The organism is Halopseudomonas nanhaiensis (assembly GCF_020025155.1).
Lineage (GTDB): Bacteria > Pseudomonadota > Gammaproteobacteria > Pseudomonadales > Pseudomonadaceae > Halopseudomonas > Halopseudomonas nanhaiensis.
In genome coordinates this window covers 1,932,813-1,950,828 of sequence record NZ_CP073751.1, presented here as the reverse complement: position 1 = coordinate 1,950,828, position 18,016 = coordinate 1,932,813, and the positions used below count along the sequence as shown (strand labels likewise).

The window sequence follows — 18,016 nt, the reverse complement described above, 5'->3', positions numbered from 1 at the left end:
GAGCGACACCATGAGTACCAGACCGGCACTGCGAGTAGGCATTGGAGGTCCCGTCGGATCAGGCAAGACGGCGCTCGTGCGCACGCTATGCGAGCGCCTGTTTCCGCACTACGACCTGGCGGTCATCACCAACGATATCTACACCCGGGAGGATGCAGACTTTCTGCTGCGTCACGAAGCGCTGCCGGCCGACCGGATCCTTGGGGTCGAGACGGGCGGCTGCCCGCATACGGCGATTCGCGAAGACGCCTCGATGAACCTGGCTGCCGTCGCGGAGCTGCACGAACGCTTCCCCGGGGTAGAGCTGATCTTCGTCGAAAGTGGCGGCGACAATCTTGCGGCCACCTTCAGCCCCGAGCTGTCGGACCTGACGCTCTATGTGATCGATGTGTCGGCGGGCGACAAGATTCCGCGCAAGGGCGGGCCGGGCATCACCCGCTCTGATCTCTTGATCATCAACAAGACAGATCTCGCGCCACTGGTGGGGGCAGATCTCGGTGTGATGGACCGTGACGCGAAGAAGATGCGTGGCGATCGTCCGTTCGTGTTTTCCAACCTCAAGAGCGGTGCCGGTGTCGACGACATCATCGCCTTCATCGTTAGCCAGGGCATGCTACGCCCGCTGCCATCCGCTGCCTCTGCGGCTCAAGGAGCTTGATCATGACATCCACATTGATGCGGAGCGCCGTACTCGCTGTGTTGTTTGGCGCGCCCGCCGTGGCCTACGCCCACCCAGGCCACGGGGATATCGGAGGCCTGTTCTCCGGACTGATTCATCCGCTTGCCGGACTGGACCATCTGTTGGCCATGCTTGCGGTAGGCCTGTGGGGAGCCCAGCTGGGCGGACGCGCGCGCTGGGTCCTGCCATCGCTGTTTGTTGTCTTCATGCTGGCGGGTGCGGGCGCAGGTGTGGCCGGTATCGCTGTGCCCGGCGTCGAGGAGGTTATCGTCGCCTCGGTGCTGGCGCTGGGGCTGCTGCTGCTATGGGCCCGCCGCGTGGCGCTGGCGCCCGGTGCGGTGATCGTCTCGGCCTTTGCGCTGATGCACGGTGTTGCCCATGGCGCAGAGATGCCCGTCGACGCTGGCATGGCCTACTACATGCTGGGGTTTGCGCTGAGCACGGCGCTACTGCACCTGGCAGGGATCGGCGTCGGCAGCTGGCGCGCTTCGGGGATTGCGCGGCTCGCCGGCGCTGGTATCGCGCTGGCCGGCCTGGGGTTGGCATTAAGTTGAAACACGCGGCGCTCGCCGCTTCGCTTGCCGCCGTTTAGACTGCATGGGTCAGACGGCGAAGGCGCGGCGGTAACCGATGTATCCACCGTCGATCCTGCGGCTGCTCGCAGGTTTCCTCTTCGCCGCCTTGTTCTGCTTCGCTTCAGGTGCACCAAAGCGTACGTGGAAGGGTCATAGTTCCAGGATGGCATAAGAAGAGGTGTACATGAGGGATGCGCTGGATCGTGCGGTAGAAGCAGTGGATCAGGTTCTTTACGGGAAGCGTCATGTGGTCAGGCTTGCAGTAGCCTGCATCCTCGCTCGTGGCCACTTGCTACTGGAAGATCTGCCCGGGATGGGCAAGACAACCCTCTCACAGGCTCTGTCCCGGGTACTCGGCATGAGCCACCAGCGAATCCAGTTCACCAGCGACCTGCTGCCCGGCGACATTCTCGGCACGTCGGTCTTCAACCGCGAGAGCGGCCAGTTCGAGTTCCACCCCGGCCCGGTGTTCGCCGAGCTGATTCTTGCCGATGAAATCAACCGCGCCACGCCGAAAAGTCAGAGCGCCCTGCTCGAGGCGATGGAAGAAGGCCAGGTGACCATCGATGGCGCCACCCGCGCGCTGCCCGATCCCTTCTTCGTTATTGCCACCCAGAATCCCGTTTCGCAAAGCGGCACGTTCGTGCTGCCGGAATCGCAGCTCGACCGCTTTCTCATGCGCCTGTCGCTTGGCTACCCTTCGGCTACGGCGGAAAAAAGTCTGCTGCAAGGCGATTCGCGCCGTGTCCGTCTCGATCGAATCCAGCCGGTCCTCACCCGCGGGCAGCTGCATGAACTTCAGGCGATGGTTCCGGAAATCACCGCGACCGATGCGATCATCGATTACATCCTCAGACTGGTGAACCGCACGCGCGAAGGTCAGGTCTGTGCCTGGGGCCTGTCGCCGCGCGCCAGTCTCGGTCTGCTCGCCGCATCGCGTGCCTGGGCGATGCTGCAGCATCGTAGTTACGTCATTCCTGAAGACGTGCAGGCGGTATTGCCAGCGGTGGTCACCCACCGACTGCGAGCCAGCGAAGATCCCGCAGGTCACGGTGGCGAAGGGCTGGCCCAGTGGCTGCTCAACGAAGTACCGGCAGTGTGACGGCGCGGTCCTCGGCACGCCCCCGAGGGGCGTTCGCCCGCTGGTTGAACCGGCGGATTCCTGCGGCCAGTCAGGTGAGGCTGGACCACCGGCGGATCTTCATCCTGCCCAGTCGGGCAGGGATGGGCATGCTGCTGTTGCTGTTGATCATGTTGCTCGGTGCCATCAATTACCAGAACAGCCTGGTCTATGCAGTGACCTTTACACTGGGCAGCCTGTTCTGGGTCGCGCTGCACCACACCTATCGCAACCTTGCCGGTCTGCAGTTGCAATCGGCAGGCAGCCGTTCCGTGTTTGCCGGCGAGGCGGCACCCTTCGAACTCAAGCTCCGAGGCGGCCGCCGAGAGCATCAATCGATAAGCCTGCGCTGGCGGGGTGCCCAGGAGCGTCGCATCGACGTGCCGGCGAAGGGAGAAATCGACACCACGCTATACCATCCCACCCATCGCCGGGGGTGGTTCCGGCCGGGGCGGCTGCGAGTCGAAACGCGTTACCCACTAGGCTGGTTCGTCGCATGGAGTCTGGTGGATCTGAACTGGCAGGTACTGGTGTACCCGAGTCCGGTGGAAGCCGAGCTGCCCAGACAGAATCGTAACCGCGAAGGCGAGGGCGAGCAGCCGCGTGGGGAGGGCGTGGAAGATTTCCAGGGTCTGCGCGATTACCAGCCGGGTGATTCCAGGCGACGTCTGGACTGGCGCGCCTGGTCGCGTGGGCAAGGGTTGCACAGCAAGATATTTGCCGAGCCCACCCAGAGCAATCTCTGGCTTAGCCTTGAAGACGCGCCAGCGTTGGATCTGGAGGGCCGCCTCGGCTGCCTGACCGGCTGGATACTGCAGCTGGAACAGTCCGCTCAACCCTACGGGCTGGTGCTGGGCGGAACGCGCCTCGAGCCTGGCTTGGGCGAGGCGCATCGCGACGCCTGTCTGCGCGCAGTGGCACTGTATCAGGAGGGGACATGAGCGCCGCCGGACTGGTACCACGCAACAGCCTCGTCTGGTTGCTCACGGCTCAGGTCGTGGTGCTGGCGCCTCATCTGCCGCGGCTGCCCATCTGGGTCGCGGTTTTGTGGGTGGTCTGCGCCGTGTGGCGGGTGCAGATCCAGCGTATGCGCTGGGGTTATCCCGGCAAGTTGATCAAGGTGCTGGCGCTGGTCACTACCTGTGCCGGGGTGTTCGTCACGCAGGGGACGCTGATTGGTCTCGATGCTGCGGTGATGCTGCTGTTGCTGCTGTTCATGCTCAAGTTGCTTGAGATGCGAGCCCCCCGCGACGCCCTGGTGGTGATCTACCTGGGTTTTTTTATCGTCGCCACCGCCTTTCTGTTCGACCAGAGCATCGCCCTGGCGTTGTATCAGTGCTTTTCGCTGCTGGTACTAGTTGCGGCCCTGGTTGGCTTGCAGCAGACGCCTGCGCGCAACGATCCGGCACGGGCATTCCGCACGGGGGCGGTGATGCTGTTTCAGGCCATACCGCTGATGCTGGTCCTGTTTCTGGTCTTCCCGCGTATCGGCCCCTTGTGGGCGGTGAATACGCCCGGGCAGGATCGGATCGGCCTGGCCGAAAGCATGGCCCCGGGAGATGTTGCAGAAGTGGCGCGTTCGGGCAACCTGGCCTTCCGCGCGAGCTTCTCGGGCGACATCCCGCCCCATCCGCAGCTCTACTGGCGAGCGCTGACGCTCGGCCACTTCGATGGTCGCAACTGGAGCCATTCGGGTTTCGCGTCCAGTGGCCCGGTGCCGCCCTGGGAAGCGATCGGTGATTCGATCGACTATCAGGTGATGATCCCGGCGACGGGCCAGGCGTGGACATTCAGCCTGCGAGGCGCAACCAGCCTGGACGATCGACTGCTGCTCACCCGCGACTTCATGCTTCAGGCGCGCCGTCCCATCAGCCAGACGCTGTTCTACTCGGCCACCTCCTGGCCCCAGAGCCGCCTCGATCCGGAGCGTCTGGACCCGATCCAGCGGCGGGTCTACACAGGCTTGCCGGAGGGTTCGGACCCGCGAGCGCGTGCCTGGGCGGCCGAGCTGCGCAAGGACTATCCGGACGACAGCGAGCTCATCCAGGCTGTTCTCGAGCACTTCAATCGCGAGCCCTATTACTACACCTTGCGCCCGGACCGGCTTGGCCGGCATACCAACGATGAGTTCCTGTTCGATAAGCGACGCGGGTTCTGTGCACACTTCGCCGGTGCCATGGCTTTCGTGCTGCGTGCTGCGGGAATTCCGGCGCGCATAGTGGCGGGCTACCAGGGCGGCGAGATCAATCCTCGGGGCAACTATGTACTGGTTCATCAGTTCGACGCTCACGCCTGGGTCGAAGCCTGGGTTCAGGGCGAGGGCTGGGTGTCGGTGGACCCGACCTTCCAGGTCGCTCCCGAGCGGATCGAGGAGGGCATTCAGAATGCGATCATGGATGAAGGCTCGTTCCTCGAGGATGCACCCCTCGCCAGTGCCCGCTACCGTACTATCGGCTGGGTCAACGACATCCGTCTGGCGTGGGACGATGTGAACTACCAGTGGCAGCTCAAGGTGCTTGGATATGAAAGCGAACGCCAGCTCGACTTCTTCAAACGCTGGCTGGGGACGACCGACTGGCAGCGTATCGGACTATACGCACTGATTGCAGCGCTAGCCGTGATGATTCCGCTGGCTCTGTGGACGTTGCGGCCTCAGCGGCGACGGCGCGACCCGCGGCAGGATGCCTGGCTCAAGCTGAATCGGCGGCTGGCCCGCATCGGGCTGCAGGCAGGAGTGTCCGAGGGCCCGCGAGCATGGCAGGCGCGACTGAGCCAGGCATTGCCGGACCAACGCGGACAACTCGCAGCGTTCTTTGACGACTACGTGCGGCTTACCTACTCGCAGGAGGCTTCTGCACGCGGACGCCAGCAGAGCAGGGAGCTGACCCGATCGCTCGGGCACCTGCTGAGCGTGATACCCCGACGCAAACCGCCGCGCCCGATCCGGCCCGTTTCGGATCATGACTTGCCCACAGAGCGGCCAGACCTATAATGATTCGCAGTTCGAAGGATCACCCCTTCACGGATAGCTGGAGCAAGCATGCATCCATTTAGCGCAATACGTCCGCCACGCCTGGCGGTGGGCCTCGGCATGGCCGGTCTGGTGCCGTTCGTTACCGGTGCCCTGGGCATGTGGGTGACGCCCGAAGCCTGGCGCGAGCGGGTGCTCGAGGAACTCATGGCTTACGCCGCGGTGATTCTGGCCTTCATGGGGGCGATCCATTGGGGCCTTGCAATGCGCGCAGACGAGCGTAGCGAAAAGGCGCCGATACAGCTGGGCCTGTCGGTGATTCCGCCGTTGCTCGGCTGGGTAGCACTAAGCCTACCGGTCAACTTCGGGCTGCCAGTGATCTTCATCGCGTTCGCCACGCTGTATTTCGCTGATATCTGGGCGGTGCGACACGGGTTGGCACCGGTGTGGTACCCCTCGTTGCGCAAGCCTTTGAGTGTCGTAGTAGTGATGTGCCTGGGCATTGCCTGGCTGAGCACTGTGAATCGACTCTAAGTCAGACGCCCGCGCATCAGCGTCAGTCCTGTTGCAGTACACCCGACGCGGCGATTGCCTGGCCGATATCGGCTAGGGCCTTGCTGGCTTCTTCCGCGGTGGCCGCGCCTCGGGTGCAGGCCGCTATGATCACGCCTTGAGCTGAAGCAGCGCCGCCCCCGGCCGATGTGATGATGCCAGCGTCGCATGCCCGTCTCGGCAGCTGGCTGCTCTGCTGCGCAAAGCGAGCCGATTCAGGTAGGTGGCTGCCCATAGGACCCTTTCCGAGCTGCATCATTGTCAGCAGCGCATCCGCGCTCTCTCGGCTCAGCCCCTGACCGGCGTTGAGCGCAGCTAGTATCTGCCCGTAACTGTCGAGCGTTCCGCCATGAATCGGCGTGGCGTAGTACATGGCATAGGCGCTGGCGAGATCCGGTACTTTCATGTCCTGCGGCCCAACCTCCAGGCGCTGCTGAAAAGCCTCGAGCTGCGCCTGATCATCGCCAGCCTGGCGGATTTCCATGAAGTCCTCAGCGCTCAGATCGAATGCCCCGCGATGCAGGATGCCGAACACATTGCGGTACATCTCCAGCGGCCGAACAATGGGACCCAGCTCCTGATAGTCGTCTCCCGGCGGCAACAACTGCTGCGCGCGCTGGTTGACCGCATCGAGGCCAACCTCGCTGATCAGTATCTCCGTGGCCGTCGGGTCACCGGAAGCCAGCATTTGTTCAAGCAGATAACCCACGCCCAGCGCGGTACCCGGCTGATGCTGGCTGGTTTCCCCCGGCCCGTCGACGATATGGGCTTGCGTCAATTCAATGGTGTCGCTCAGGCTGAGCTCGCGCTTGTCGATCCGGCTGAACACTTCAACGGCGATCGCCACATTGGTCAGCGAGCCCAGGTGCCAGGTCTCGTTTGCATGCCAGGAAAGCGAAGCGCCGTCGCTGAGCTGCTGCACGTACAAGCCGACTTCGCCGGGGAAGTAATTGTCGATCCGTGTGATCTCGTCCTGAAGGGACTTCTGCCAGTCCGTGGCGGCACACGCGAGGCCGGGGAGTAGAGCGAAGGTGGTGATGAGCAGTGAGCGTCTCATGGTGTAGTCCATCCGATCGTTGAATTTGCTTGGGTCGAGCAGCGCCAGGGCTTCGCCGCATTCACTTCGAACGGTCACGACAGACTGCATGCCCCATTGCAGGTTGCTGCTGATCGTCAGCTGCTAGCAGGGTTCACAGCTTAAGGCAGCGAAGCGCTGGTAAAGTTCGCGAGCGCACGCGGCATGGGGCTTCCAGCAGGCATCTCTCGACGTTTGGCAGACGGGGAGACGCTCAGCTTAGAGGGCTGGCAAGCGCATCCGGACGCTTGGCAGGGGGAGCACTATCGTGGATGCAATAGAACCGGTACGCGTAGATCGAAATGAAACCGAACACGCAGGCAGACAGGTTCAGCCAGGCCAGCCGGGTAACCGCGTCCGCGCTGACCTGGCTTGGCTCGGACTGAAGCGGAAAGGCAATCAGGTCGAGACCTGCGCCGGCGATGAAATAACCAACGGCGACCGACAGTTTCCCGGTGAATGCGGTCGCGCTGAATAGAAAGCCTTCCTGGTTACGTCCGGTTCGCATGGCGTGCTGATGCGCCACGTCCGCCATCATGCTGCCGCCGGTAATGATCGCCATTCCCGACGCCGCGCCGCCCACGAACAATAAAAACAGGATAAGCGGCACGAACAGTGGCGTACCCTGCTCTGGAAATACCCCGGCCAACTTGGCGGCTACCGCGATATTGCCGGCCAGCGAGGCAGTCAGCGCTGCGACAATGATCGTCGGCTTCTTGTCGAAGCGCCGGTGCATCGGGCCTGCCAGAACGATGCCCACGATCCAGCCGATCAGGGCGCCTGTGGCGAGAAAGGCTATCGCTGAACTGGGGAGCCGCCAGAAATAGACGTTCAAATGAACGTTGAGTGTTTGCACCACGCCAATCGATATGGCGACCAGCATGGTGCCGATGAATAGTGCCCGGAATGAAACGTTGCTCCAGGCGGCGGCTGCGTCATCGCGCAGGCGCGTCCGCTGACCCTTGTCAGGGGCAGAGGGAAGCGTGGGGATCCGGTCGCGGGTGCCCCAGGCGCAGATAAGAATCGCCGTGCCCATGATGATCGCACCACAAAGCGCCACCTTCGGATAGCCTGCCGGGTTCAACAAGCCGTTTTCGAACTCCGGAGTCTCCGGGAAAAAAAGCGGAATCCCGATCAGAATCACCGGTGTGGCGCCGAGTACGCCACTGATTCCCCTCCATGAGGCGACCGATGTGCGCTCGTGATAATCGGTGGTGAGCTCCGCTCCGAGTGCCAGATAGGGGACGTAATACAGGGTCATCGCGCCGCGCACGAGTATGGCGAAGCCGGTCAACCAGAGGAAAAGGCCGATCTGGTCCAGCCCATGCGGCGGCATGAACAGACCGAACCAGGCCAGGGCGAGGGGCAGCGCGGCTGCGTACATGAACGGGTGACGGCGACCGCGTGGAGATCGCCAGTTGTCCGAAAGCCGGCCGGCCAGAGGGTCTGTCACCGCGTCGAAAGTCAGCGCAATCATGACCGCCGTACCCGCCAGCGCGCCGCTCAAGCCGAGTACCTGGGTGAAATAGAAGAACAGAAACAGATCGAATCCGGTGCTCTTGACGGTCTCGGCGATCTGGCCAGAACCATAAGCGATTTTGGTACGCAGTCTCAACGACATGGGGTCGTCTCCGGGCGGTTGTTATTGTTATCTCGTGGGGAGACATAATGCGTTCTTGTGCGATGTTCGTCGAGCCTCGATGCCTGGTACTCGAAGGAGCTGACGTCGACCGTGAAGCTGCGGTTAGCGCTCGATCTGGCAGCGTCGGCGCGGCATGGATATGCCGGCCGAGTGCGGGTAGAATCGGCGGCTTTCCGATTTCACTGGGATGTAAACATGGGACGCGCCTACCAGAACCGCAAAGAATCCATGGCCAAGACGGCTGATGCCAAAACCAAGCTGTACAGCAAGTACGCTCGGGAGATCTATGTCAGTGCCAAGTCGGGCGGCGTGGACCCCACTGGCAATCTGACGCTCCGCGGTCTGATCGAGCGGGCGAAGAAGGATCAGGTGCCGGGGCACGTCATCGACAAGGCAATCGACAAGGCCAAGGGTGGTGGTGGCGAGGACTTTGCGCTGGCTCGTTACGAGGGTTTCGGGCCAGGCAACTGCATGGTCATCGTCGACTGCCTTACCGACAATCCGAATCGCACCATTGCCGATGTCCGCCACTGTTTCACCAAGACGAAGTGCAAGCTGGGCGTGGCCGGCAGTGTCAGCCACATGTTCGACCATTGCGCGATCCTGGCCTTTGCTGGAAATGACGAAGAAGCGGTGCTGGAAGCACTGATGATGGCAGACGTTGATGTCACAGATATCGAGAACGAAGGCGGCAGCATCACGGTGTTTACCCCGAACACCGAATACGCCAAAGCCAAGCAGGCATTGGCCGATGCGTTCGGCGATATTGATTTCGCCGTGGACGAAGTACAGTTTCTGCCGCAGACGATGACCGCCATCAGCGGCGAAGATGTCGAGATGCTGGACAAGCTGCTGGACATGCTCAATGACGTCGACGACGTGCAGAACGTCTACCACAACGCAGAAGTGTAGACCGCAGGCGCCCGCGACCGCGGGCGCTTCCTGGGTTAGACCTTTCTCACGAATTCGGATTTGAGCTTCATTGCGCCGATGCCCTCGATCCGGCAGTCGATGTCGTGATCGCCATCAACCAGGCGAATGTTCTTCACCTTGGTGCCGACCTTGACCACCAGGGAACTCCCCTTGACCTTGAGATCCTTGATGACGGTGATCGTGTCGCCGTCTGCCAGCGGCGTCCCATTGGCATCGCGGATCGATCTTTCAGCAACGCTTTCGCCCCCAGTCTCAAAACCGTCGACTGACCATTCATGCGCGCACTCCGGACACACCAGTTGCGAGCCATCTTCATAGGTATATTCGGAGTTGCAGGCGGGGCAGGGTGGCAGGGGAGTCATCGAAAACCTTCGTTCACTGCGCGCTCACGATGAGCTGCTAGAGGCCGCGCATGGTGCCAGACTGGCGTCGGTTCGCGCAATGCGCGGCGGCATCTAGCGGCAGAAACCCATCCCGCTGGTGTCCAGGTGAAAGTGATTGGCATGTGGTTGGTTGTAGTCCGGCCCAAGAACGGTGCCGAAGTAATCGCAGGCGGCGCGATGCACATCCTGCAGAAATGCTGACCTGGCCGGCTCGCTATCGTTGTCCCAGTCGCGCAATACGCTGGCTACCGTGCCGTCGCGCATGCGAAACGCGGCAATGTCGAATGCAGAGGCAGTTGCGTGCTGGCTGCGTCTGCCGCTGGCGCGGTGATAGACGTTGCGGCAGGCGAAACTGCCGAAGTGCTCGATGCGATCTGCCCGGGTGCCGAAGTGCCCGAGTGCCAGCGGTTGCAGCTGTTGACGCTCGAACATCACCCAGCGGACAGCGAGGGGGCAGGTCACCGTGAACGGCGCGTTGAACGTCAGCTCGCTACGGTTGATCCTGACCACATTGGTCAGCGGACAGCCTGCAATGGGCGTGTAGTCATCCAGCGCTGTGTAGTTCAGGGTTGCTGCAGTGTCGAGCACCGCATGACAGGCTGTGCGGTCGGTTTTCAGTCTGGCCAGTTTCCAGTGAGTGACCGGGTTCATCGGGTCATCCAACGTAAGCGGCGCCCAGGGGTTCCAATAGGCTGGCACCGCTCGCCAGGGCTCGGCGACATACACCGCCAGGCAGAATATCGAGAATGCCGCCAACCTGAGCGAAAACCATCCAAGCGCTATCCATTGTTGCTTTTTCACTTCGCACCACTGCCTGCCGGAACACCCTTTTTGACTCTTGCGCCAGGCAAAAATGCCGGGGAATTTTCACCCGGCCTGACCGTCAACTGAACAGACACCAACAGGAGATGCCGTATGAACCGACAACGCGATGATCGCTCCCCGCCTGACACACAGATCGACCCAACCGAGGTGGCAGCGGAAGTTGACGAGCTGGAGTTTCCTGACGAAGGCGTTATGGGACCTGTAGGCGAGCAGCCCTCCGAGCGCGGACTGGATCCCGAGCGCGTCAGCGAGGCGGGGCTGACCGAGGCTTCGTTTCCGGGCGGTGGACCGACGATGGACGACGTCACGCCGGAGACGATTCTGCCTGATGACGGCGCGCGCTCGCCAAACGAGCCGGGTGCCGGCGAACCTGCCGATCAGCAACTGTCAGAGGCGGGGATCGATGAAATCGGCGCGCGTGGTGGGCTCGACGAAGCCGAATTGGGTCGGACAGATCCTCTGGACGGCAAGCGTTGGGACGGCAACCCTGACGAGCCGCTAGAGCCAGCGCGGACTGTAGACCGGGAATTCCCAGCGGATCAAAACGCCGAAGGCAAGACCGACGGCGAGCGCTAGCACCTGTTGCGACGCTAATCGCTGTCTTCGGAGGCGGGCCTGTAGGGCCCGTCGAACCGAGGCAGCTCACCCTCGATTACCCACCAGCTGGCTCGAGAACCGTAGAAAAAATGCGCCAGCGGCCGGGTCTGAAGATCGCCTTCGAGCAGACCGCCCGAATGCGCAGTACGCCGGGCAGCGCGTCCTTCCTGCTGTAAATCGGTGACCCACAGGTGCGACAGAACACCCGGCGCTTTCCTGGAGACGATTCGAATTCAGTGAGCGAATCCGCCCCCGAGACGAGCGTGAAGCACGACTCGTCCACCGGGATATTGGTGGCGAAGGGTCCGCCCTGGGCTCGGCGACATTGTGAGCAATGGCAAACCTGAATCGGCTCCAGGTTTCCCTCGATATGAAAGCGCACCTTGGCGCACAAGCACTGTCCGCTGTACATCAGGATTCCTCCTTGCTGTTCGTGTCCGGTTTGAATGCATCGGGTGGCCGCGGCACGAGCACTCTTACGCCTGGTTCCGGGAGTCCGATCCCGGCCGCGCGAAACGCCTGCACAATGCCTCGCCGTACATTCGAGGCTGTCAGGACGAAGTCGCTGCGGCGCGAATCCGCCCAGAAACGCGCTTCCAGATGAATACTGTCCTGGAGCTCGGTGATCCGGACGGTGGGCGCCGGTGTGGCGAGGACGCCTTCGGCCGCCAGAGCGGCGTCCAGTATAGTCTCCACCGCGGTCTTCAGCTCCACCTCGTAGCCGACCGGTACGGCGACGCTGCCTCGCCTGACGGGGCTCTCGGTATTGTTGGTTACTCGGGACGTGAACACTTCACTGTTCGGTACCAGCACGGCGCGGCCGTCGTAGGTGCGAATCTGCGTGGCGCGCAGAAGAATGCGCTCGACACTGCCCTCGGTGGGGCCGATGACGATCTGATCGTTGATCTCGAACGGGCGCATGAGCAGGATCAGGAGCCCGGACACGAAGTTGGAGAGAATGTCCTTCAAGGCGAAACCAAGCGCGACGCCGGTAAGGCCCAGGCCGGTTGCGAGCGCCTGCGGATCGAACCCCAGCGCGCTGGTGGCAACGATGATGCCTATTGCCCAGATGGAATAGTAGGTGATCTGCTTGATCAGGTTTTCTACAGTCAGGTCCGAGATCAGACCGCGCAGTACCAGACGCGTGATCCATCTCACCGCCGATGCGAACGCCCAGAACAGCAATAACACCAACACGCCAGCGAGCAGGCGCGGGACAACCGTGATTGCAGTCTCCAGCATGCGGGCAAAGGCGGTCTCGACGCTGGCCTGGGTCTCGGTGCTAAAGCGGCGCCACGTTGAGGTGCGCCTTTCCCCGCCGCGGGTCAGCGCGCCGTCGATGGCGTCTCGCCAGGTAACGGCCAGTTGATCGATGTCAGTGAGATGCTCGGTCGCATCCTCCGGCGATATCTCCACCACGGGACGGCCAGCGACGCTGAGAATGCGACGCTCGCCCTCCGTGGCAATCGTCACCGGGCTGATGTTGGCCGGCGTTTCGAGTATGCGGTTCAACCGCTTTTCGATTGCGTCTGCACGCTCCCGCGCAGCTTCCTGCGTTGCGCCATCTACCTGGAACAGCGCGCGAGCATCGAGCCTCACGGTCGCCCGGCCGGTATCGGCCAGGGCCGAATGAACCGAGCAGAGCAGAACGAAACAGAAAAGTAGAACGCGTTTGGTCATTGGTTAGTCGGTCCCGCTGCTGCCGTGTTGCAGGCAACAGTTTTGTTAAAGGTTGCTATTGGGACTGCCCCGACGTCGATTCGCTCCGTCGGATGGCGGACGCCCGACCCAAGCCCCGGGGGCGTGATACGCCAAGGGGACGGTTCCGGCGGGGGTATGGGTTTAGCCTGACAGTCGATACAGGCGTTCATTGAAGGTGACGAGCGACCGGTTAGCCTGGGCTTCGCTGCAGCGGCCTGGCCGCCGTCTGGGTGCGCTGCGCTGCCCCGGCTCGCTTGAACTCAAGGCTGGGAGATACGTCGTAACTCTATGAGCTGACTACCTGAATCGGTAACCAACGCAGCAAACGGAGCCGCGCCGCAGCGCGGATACGGCAGGAGCTGAAGCGTGTCTTTCCCATGACTGACGAGGAGACTGCCATGAACGATCCCATCACCCGAGATACCCTGACCGATCTGGTCAAGCTCGACGAGCAAATTTGTCTGTCGGTGTACATGCCGACCCATCGCAGCGTACCGGAGAGAGAACAGGACCCGATACGGTACAAGAATCTGCTTCGCGAATTACGAGGCGCACTCGCATCCCGATATCCACAGGCCGATCAGGATGCGCTGCTTGAGCCGTTCGAGGCGCTGTTGGAGGATCGCGACTTCTGGGTTTACCAGCGTGACGGCTTGGCGGTACTCGGCGGTGAACATTTCTTTCGCGTATTTGCACTGCAGCGTCGGGTGCCGGAAATTGCCTCTGTCGACGTTCGTCCCTACCTGAAGCCACTGTTGCGTATCGCCCAGTCAGCCGATCGTTTCCAGGTGCTATGCCTGGCGCGGGACGAGGTGCGGCTGTTCGAGGGCAACCGCGACGTGCTGGATGAGATTGAGCTGGTCGATGAAGTGCCTCGCAATCAGATTCAGGCGCTGGGGGGCGATCTCACCGAGGCCACGCAAAGCGGGAAGCCCGGTGGTTACAGCATGGCATCCGAACGGGGCGACCCGATGATGCACGAGGCCGGTGGCAGCGGAAAGCAGGATGAGATCGATCTTGATCGCGATCGATTCTTTCGGAAGGTTGACTCAGCGATTTCCGAAAACTACTCCAACCCGGGCAACCTGCCGCTGTTGCTGGTAGCGCTACCGGAAAACCAGTCGGTATTCCGAGCCGCGACCCGAAATCAGCATCTGGTCGAGCAGGGGGTCGACATTGACCCTTCCTCCCTGGACGTCGACCAGTTGCGCAAGCGCAGTTGGGAGGTGATGTCGCGCCAGTATCGTCAGCGGCTCGATGGCATCGTCGATCAGTACGGCGCCTCAAGCGGGCAGGGACTTGCGTCGGATCGCGTCGAGGACATCGGTCAGGCTGCGGTGGCGGGTCGGGTTTCAACGTTGCTGGTGGAAGCCGAACGGGTAATTCCCGGCGAGCTCGATCAGCAGAGCGGGGAGGTACACGTGAACGGGACCGGTGAGGAAGACGGATACGATGTGCTGGATCAACTGATTCCGCAGGTATTGCAGAACGGTGGCGAAGTGATCGTTCTGCCCGCTGATCAGATGCCGGTAAGCACCGGTGCAGCGGCCATGTACCGCTTCTGACCCGTCAGCGGCCGGCGTGCTTGCCGTCGGCCGCGTGGGTGACTGAAAGACTCACTACCGGATGCGAATGTGATCAGTGGTGAGTCTCCTCGGGCGCCTCTTCCGTGTCGACATTGGCCGCCGCATAGCTGCGCGCGGAAAACACTTCAGACAGGATGGCCTGTTCCAGTGCGCCGCGCTGGCCCGGCTTGACGGGAAGCCGGACCACCAGATGCAGCTCACTGGCAACCGGAACCTGGATGGTCACTCTCGGATCCACCGAGGGTACAGCCAGTCCGCGCTGTGAGCTGACCCGTTTCATGTGCCGGCGAACCTGCTCAAGATAGGGTTGAGCATGTCGATTGGCGGCGGCAAGCAAGGCTTGCTGCGCTGCCTGCCAGTCATCCTCTCGCTTGAATGGCACCGTGAATACGTGAAACTCGTACTCCTCGGTAAAGCTCTCATTGACCACCGGCTCGGAAACGAACAACGCATTCGGGATGACCACCACGCGGCCGGTGCGCTGATGCATGGTTTTCCCGGGTCCGACCTCCAGGATGGTGGTAGCGAGCAGGCTCTGATCGATCACGTCTCCGCGAAATTCCTTTATCTGAATACGGTCACCAAGGTTGAATGAGCGAGAGCCACTCTTCAGAAGGGACCCGGTCAGACACAGGATCAGCTCCTTGGTTGCCACCACGAACGCTACCGCGATCGCCACAATGGAAAGGGCCAGCGTTCTGAGCTCATCGCCCCAGATGATCACCAGACCGAGCAGCAGCAACAGCAGAAACCCGTTGCGCGAGTTGACCAGCCAGCGGCCTCTCAATTCGGCTGACTGCACGGTTCGTCGAATGAATCGCGCACTCAGGGCACGCAGGATCCCGATGGTGACGACGAGAATGAGAGAGTTGATCAGCAGACCAAGCAGGCTATCGGGCACCTGGACGGTGGGCGGCCATACGAAATTGTCGAGCATCTGGAGTCCTGTCTAACGGATTGACACCCATGATCCTGCGCGGCGCGCGACCCGTCAACGCATGCTGGCATTGAAGATGCAGTGTTAGCGATAACCGATCGATGGTAGGGAGTGTTGCGATGCGATTAGTAGGAACGATCAAGGAAATCTGGCGCTATCCGGTCAAGGGAATGGGTGGTGAACGTGTCGGGAGTTCCCGACTGACCGACGTCGGTGTGGACGGTGACCGAGAGTGGGCCGTACGCGACGTCCTCCGTGACGAAATACAGAGCTGCAAGTTCAGACCGGATCTGCTGCGCTGCACGGCCAGTCATGAGCCCGGGTCTACCGTTCCGCTCGTCGAGCTGCCAACTGGCGAGAGGCTCAGCTGCAACGACCCGGGTCTTGGTGAACGATTGTCGGCGCTGGTCGGGCACGCGTCGCGGCTGGAGCCCTTGCAGTCTAACGAAGGGCTCGATCGATTTCGCCGGTATCACGGTGGTGCGAATGGTTGGCTGGACGAGCTCAAGGCGACCTTTGATCGGGAGGAGGGCGAACCTCTGCCAGACCTGGACGGCCTGCCGCCATCGGTGGCCGATTTTGTCGTCTCACCCGGCACGTTCTTTCTGGTAGCCCCGCTTCACATCGTCACGACAGCGTCCCTGGAACGCCTGGCTCAACTACGCGAGGAGGCTGACTGGGACGTAAGGCGCTTCCGGCCCAACCTTGTGATAGAGACCACGGCCGACTTCGCAGGCTTCCCCGAGCAGGAGTGGATCGGCCGCACGTTGCGCCTGGGCGGAGCCACTGTGAAATGTACCGCGCCGGCACCACGCTGTGGTGCTATCACTCGGGCGCAGCGCGATTTCGGGGCTGACACCCGCGTGCTGCGCACTGTCGTGAGGCACGCCGAGCAAAACGTCGGCGTATACGGCCAGACAGCTCAGGCCGGCCTCGTGCAACGGGGCGAGCAGGTGTGGTGCGACTGATGTAATGTGGGGCTAGGCATGTGACTCAAGCAGCCGGGAAGCGGTTCTGCATACATTTTCGGCGCCCTGGTGTATTTCATCCATGATCGAAGCGACCTCGTTGATGCGCAGGCGACCGTCCTCCGCCGATTGGCTTACCGCCTGCACGCGGCTGGTCACGTGCTGGGTCAGGTCGCGGTTGCGATGCACGACCTCGGCGATCTCCGACGTTGATTTGCTCGTCCGCGCCGCGAGCTGACGCACCTCGTCTGCCACGACCGCAAAGCCGCGACCCTGCTCGCCGGCACGAGCCGCTTCGATGGCGGCGTTCAGTGCAAGAAGGTTGGTCTGCTCGGCGATCGCGCTGATCGTAGCGACGATGTCCTCGATACTTTTCGACTGGCTGTTGAGCTGTTCGATGAGTGTAGTGGCCTCGGTAACCTGATCGGCTATACGTGCGGAAGTCTCCACGTTGGCTTGTAGCGAGGTCATGCCCTGGAGGGCAATCTGTGCGGTTTCTTCTGACGTGCTGCTTGCGACCTCGGCCGCCTGCCTGACGGCCAGCGCCTGTTCAACACGCTCGGTGATCTCGGTCGCAAACTTGACCACCCGGGTTGTGACGCCGCGCTCATCGATGATCGGGTTGTAGGTGGCTTCCAGCCAGATCGTCTCGCCTCGGCTGTTTCTTCGCTCGAAACGGCCCGACTTGAACTGACCGTCTGCGAGCTCTTTCCAGAAATCCGGATGGCTGCGTGTGAACGAATCGGGACAGAACATCCGGTGATGGTTGCCGCGAATCTGCTCGATCGAGTAGCCGACGGTATCCAGAAAATTCTGGTTGGCATCGACGATTTCGCCGGCAGGCGTGAACTCGATCACGGCCAGCGACCTGTGCAGGGCATCGATAATTGCCTGCTGACCCTGGGCTTTCACGTGCTGCTCCGTAACGTCGTTGGCGATCTTGAGAATCCTGATGACACGCCTGTCTTCATCGAGAACAGGGAAATACGTGGCTTCCAGCCACAGTGCACGCCCTCTGGCGTCGATGCGGGCGAATGTGCCCGCATGCGCCTTGCCGCGGGACAGGTCATTCCAGAACTGCCGATACGCCAGCGAGGTACCCACCTCCGCCGAGCAAAGCTGGCGGTGGTGATTGCCCTCAAGCTGGGAGAAGGAATAGCCGGTCAGCTGCAGGAAGAGCTCATTTGCATCCAGAATCACCCCGTCTGGCGTGAATTCAATGACGGCCACGTGCCGACGCACTGCATCGAGCATGGCTTTATAGGCGTTGAGTTCCAGCTGACTGGACTGCAGTTCGATCTTGATGCGGCGATTGAACATGGAGGAGACGTCCGTTTCGTGATGGCACGGCGATAGACAATAGCCATCATGAAAGGTTCGTACAATATTTGTATAGAAAAACTGTTCCTTTTTGCGCGGCTGTACAATCGCTGGCGCAATGACGAACGGTTTATAACAGGGGACGTGGCTGG

At 61.8% G+C, this 18,016-nt stretch carries 18 protein-coding genes; 10 read left to right on the top strand and 8 right to left on the bottom strand.

Annotated elements, in window-relative coordinates; all coding sequences use genetic code 11:
- Nucleotides 1-10 precede the first annotated feature (10 nt).
- The 6 genes from ureG to KEM63_RS08760 all read left to right on the top strand — a co-directional run bounded on the left by ureG (nt 11) and on the right by KEM63_RS08760 (nt 5,879).
- Nucleotides 11-658 carry an urease accessory protein UreG gene (gene ureG, locus KEM63_RS08785; RefSeq protein ID WP_223650786.1) on the top strand — a complete coding sequence of 216 codons (648 nt, stop codon included), beginning with the start codon at nt 11-13 and terminating at the stop codon, nt 656-658.
- 2 nt (nt 659-660) lie between these two features.
- Nucleotides 661-1,233 carry a HupE/UreJ family protein gene (locus KEM63_RS08780; RefSeq protein ID WP_223650784.1) on the top strand — a complete coding sequence of 191 codons (573 nt, stop codon included), beginning with the start codon at nt 661-663 and terminating at the stop codon, nt 1,231-1,233.
- Nucleotides 1,234-1,438: 205 nt separating this feature from the next.
- On the top strand, nt 1,439-2,356 hold the full coding sequence (locus KEM63_RS08775; protein WP_223650782.1) for an AAA family ATPase: 918 nt from the start codon (nt 1,439-1,441) through the stop codon (nt 2,354-2,356).
- Complete coding sequence (locus KEM63_RS08770; protein ID WP_423747857.1) at nt 2,353-3,315, top strand: DUF58 domain-containing protein; 963 nt, start codon at nt 2,353-2,355, stop codon at nt 3,313-3,315. The genes KEM63_RS08775 and KEM63_RS08770 overlap by 4 nt, the downstream gene beginning before the upstream one ends.
- Nucleotides 3,312-5,366 (top strand): transglutaminase TgpA family protein, encoded by a 2,055-nt coding sequence (locus KEM63_RS08765; RefSeq protein WP_223650776.1) that lies wholly within the window; start codon nt 3,312-3,314, stop codon nt 5,364-5,366. Before KEM63_RS08770 ends, KEM63_RS08765 begins: the two co-directional genes overlap by 4 nt.
- Before the next feature lie 48 nt (nt 5,367-5,414).
- Nucleotides 5,415-5,879, top strand: coding sequence for a DUF3429 domain-containing protein (locus tag KEM63_RS08760; RefSeq protein ID WP_223650774.1), 465 nt, complete (start codon nt 5,415-5,417; stop codon nt 5,877-5,879).
- A 22-nt stretch (nt 5,880-5,901) separates the two neighbouring features.
- Here the strand turns inward: KEM63_RS08760 and KEM63_RS08755 are convergent, their stop codons facing one another.
- Together KEM63_RS08755 and KEM63_RS08750 are read right to left on the bottom strand one after the other, a co-directional pair.
- Nucleotides 5,902-7,032 carry a serine hydrolase gene (locus KEM63_RS08755; protein ID WP_223650772.1) on the bottom strand — a complete coding sequence of 377 codons (1,131 nt, stop codon included), beginning with the start codon at nt 7,030-7,032 and terminating at the stop codon, nt 5,902-5,904.
- 154 nt (nt 7,033-7,186) lie between these two features.
- Nucleotides 7,187-8,593 (bottom strand): MFS transporter, encoded by a 1,407-nt coding sequence (locus KEM63_RS08750; RefSeq protein WP_223650770.1) that lies wholly within the window; start codon nt 8,591-8,593, stop codon nt 7,187-7,189.
- A 216-nt stretch (nt 8,594-8,809) separates the two neighbouring features.
- On the opposite strand from KEM63_RS08750, the gene KEM63_RS08745 reads away from it, so the two are divergent.
- Entirely contained in the window at nt 8,810-9,526 is a 717-nt protein-coding gene (locus KEM63_RS08745) for a YebC/PmpR family DNA-binding transcriptional regulator (protein ID WP_223650768.1), read from the top strand.
- 35 nt (nt 9,527-9,561) lie between these two features.
- On the opposite strand, the gene KEM63_RS08740 is transcribed toward KEM63_RS08745, so the two are convergent.
- The gene (locus KEM63_RS08740; protein WP_223650766.1) at nt 9,562-9,909 is read right to left on the bottom strand and encodes a zinc ribbon domain-containing protein YjdM; all 348 of its coding nucleotides are present in this window, start codon (nt 9,907-9,909) and stop codon (nt 9,562-9,564) included.
- 93 nt (nt 9,910-10,002) lie between these two features.
- Complete coding sequence (locus KEM63_RS08735; RefSeq protein WP_223650764.1) at nt 10,003-10,731, bottom strand: extensin-like domain-containing protein; 729 nt, start codon at nt 10,729-10,731, stop codon at nt 10,003-10,005.
- Between the two features lie 114 nt (nt 10,732-10,845).
- Here KEM63_RS08735 and KEM63_RS08730 point away from each other — a divergent pair, with 114 nt between their 5' ends.
- Entirely contained in the window at nt 10,846-11,331 is a 486-nt protein-coding gene (locus KEM63_RS08730; RefSeq protein WP_223650762.1) for a hypothetical protein, read from the top strand.
- A 76-nt stretch (nt 11,332-11,407) separates the two neighbouring features.
- Here the strand turns inward: KEM63_RS08730 and KEM63_RS08725 are convergent, their stop codons facing one another.
- Nucleotides 11,408-11,764: a GFA family protein gene (locus KEM63_RS08725; protein WP_223650760.1), complete on the bottom strand. Its 357-nt coding sequence runs from the start codon at nt 11,762-11,764 to the stop codon at nt 11,408-11,410.
- Nucleotides 11,764-13,032, bottom strand: a complete 1,269-nt coding sequence (locus tag KEM63_RS08720) for a mechanosensitive ion channel family protein (protein WP_223650758.1) — start codon at nt 13,030-13,032, stop codon at nt 11,764-11,766. The genes KEM63_RS08725 and KEM63_RS08720 overlap by 1 nt, the downstream gene beginning before the upstream one ends.
- Nucleotides 13,033-13,451: 419 nt before the next feature.
- Between KEM63_RS08720 and KEM63_RS08715 the strand changes: the two genes are divergently transcribed.
- Entirely contained in the window at nt 13,452-14,618 is a 1,167-nt protein-coding gene (locus KEM63_RS08715) for a baeRF3 domain-containing protein (protein ID WP_223650756.1), read from the top strand.
- Between the two features lie 73 nt (nt 14,619-14,691).
- On the opposite strand, the gene KEM63_RS08710 is transcribed toward KEM63_RS08715, so the two are convergent.
- Complete coding sequence (locus KEM63_RS08710) at nt 14,692-15,576, bottom strand: mechanosensitive ion channel domain-containing protein (protein ID WP_223650754.1); 885 nt, start codon at nt 15,574-15,576, stop codon at nt 14,692-14,694.
- A gap of 119 nt (nt 15,577-15,695) precedes the next feature.
- Here KEM63_RS08710 and KEM63_RS08705 point away from each other — a divergent pair, with 119 nt between their 5' ends.
- On the top strand, nt 15,696-16,544 hold the full coding sequence (locus KEM63_RS08705) for an MOSC domain-containing protein (RefSeq protein WP_223650752.1): 849 nt from the start codon (nt 15,696-15,698) through the stop codon (nt 16,542-16,544).
- Nucleotides 16,545-16,556: 12 nt separating this feature from the next.
- On the opposite strand, the gene KEM63_RS16960 is transcribed toward KEM63_RS08705, so the two are convergent.
- The gene (locus tag KEM63_RS16960; RefSeq protein ID WP_279346571.1) at nt 16,557-17,864 is read right to left on the bottom strand and encodes a methyl-accepting chemotaxis protein; all 1,308 of its coding nucleotides are present in this window, start codon (nt 17,862-17,864) and stop codon (nt 16,557-16,559) included.
- Nucleotides 17,865-18,016: the final 152 nt, after the last annotated feature.

Bases quoted from the DNA above. Each gene is read 5' to 3' on its own strand.
- ureG (WP_223650786.1), top strand. From the start codon at position 11: ATGAGTACCAGACCGGCACTGCGAGTAGGCATTGGAGGTCCCGTCGGA.
- KEM63_RS08780 (WP_223650784.1), top strand. From the start codon at position 661: ATGACATCCACATTGATGCGGAGCGCCGTACTCGCTGTGTTGTTTGGC.
- KEM63_RS08775 (WP_223650782.1), top strand. From the start codon at position 1,439: ATGAGGGATGCGCTGGATCGTGCGGTAGAAGCAGTGGATCAGGTTCTT.
- KEM63_RS08765 (WP_223650776.1), top strand. From the start codon at position 3,312: ATGAGCGCCGCCGGACTGGTACCACGCAACAGCCTCGTCTGGTTGCTC.
- KEM63_RS08760 (WP_223650774.1), top strand. From the start codon at position 5,415: ATGCATCCATTTAGCGCAATACGTCCGCCACGCCTGGCGGTGGGCCTC.
- KEM63_RS08750 (WP_223650770.1), bottom strand. From the start codon at position 8,593: ATGTCGTTGAGACTGCGTACCAAAATCGCTTATGGTTCTGGCCAGATC.
- KEM63_RS08745 (WP_223650768.1), top strand. From the start codon at position 8,810: ATGGGACGCGCCTACCAGAACCGCAAAGAATCCATGGCCAAGACGGCT.
- KEM63_RS08740 (WP_223650766.1), bottom strand. From the start codon at position 9,909: ATGACTCCCCTGCCACCCTGCCCCGCCTGCAACTCCGAATATACCTAT.
- KEM63_RS08730 (WP_223650762.1), top strand. From the start codon at position 10,846: ATGAACCGACAACGCGATGATCGCTCCCCGCCTGACACACAGATCGAC.
- KEM63_RS08725 (WP_223650760.1), bottom strand. From the start codon at position 11,764: ATGTACAGCGGACAGTGCTTGTGCGCCAAGGTGCGCTTTCATATCGAG.
- KEM63_RS08720 (WP_223650758.1), bottom strand. From the start codon at position 13,032: ATGACCAAACGCGTTCTACTTTTCTGTTTCGTTCTGCTCTGCTCGGTT.
- KEM63_RS08715 (WP_223650756.1), top strand. From the start codon at position 13,452: ATGAACGATCCCATCACCCGAGATACCCTGACCGATCTGGTCAAGCTC.
- KEM63_RS08710 (WP_223650754.1), bottom strand. From the start codon at position 15,576: ATGCTCGACAATTTCGTATGGCCGCCCACCGTCCAGGTGCCCGATAGC.
- KEM63_RS08705 (WP_223650752.1), top strand. From the start codon at position 15,696: ATGCGATTAGTAGGAACGATCAAGGAAATCTGGCGCTATCCGGTCAAG.
- KEM63_RS16960 (WP_279346571.1), bottom strand. From the start codon at position 17,864: ATGTTCAATCGCCGCATCAAGATCGAACTGCAGTCCAGTCAGCTGGAA.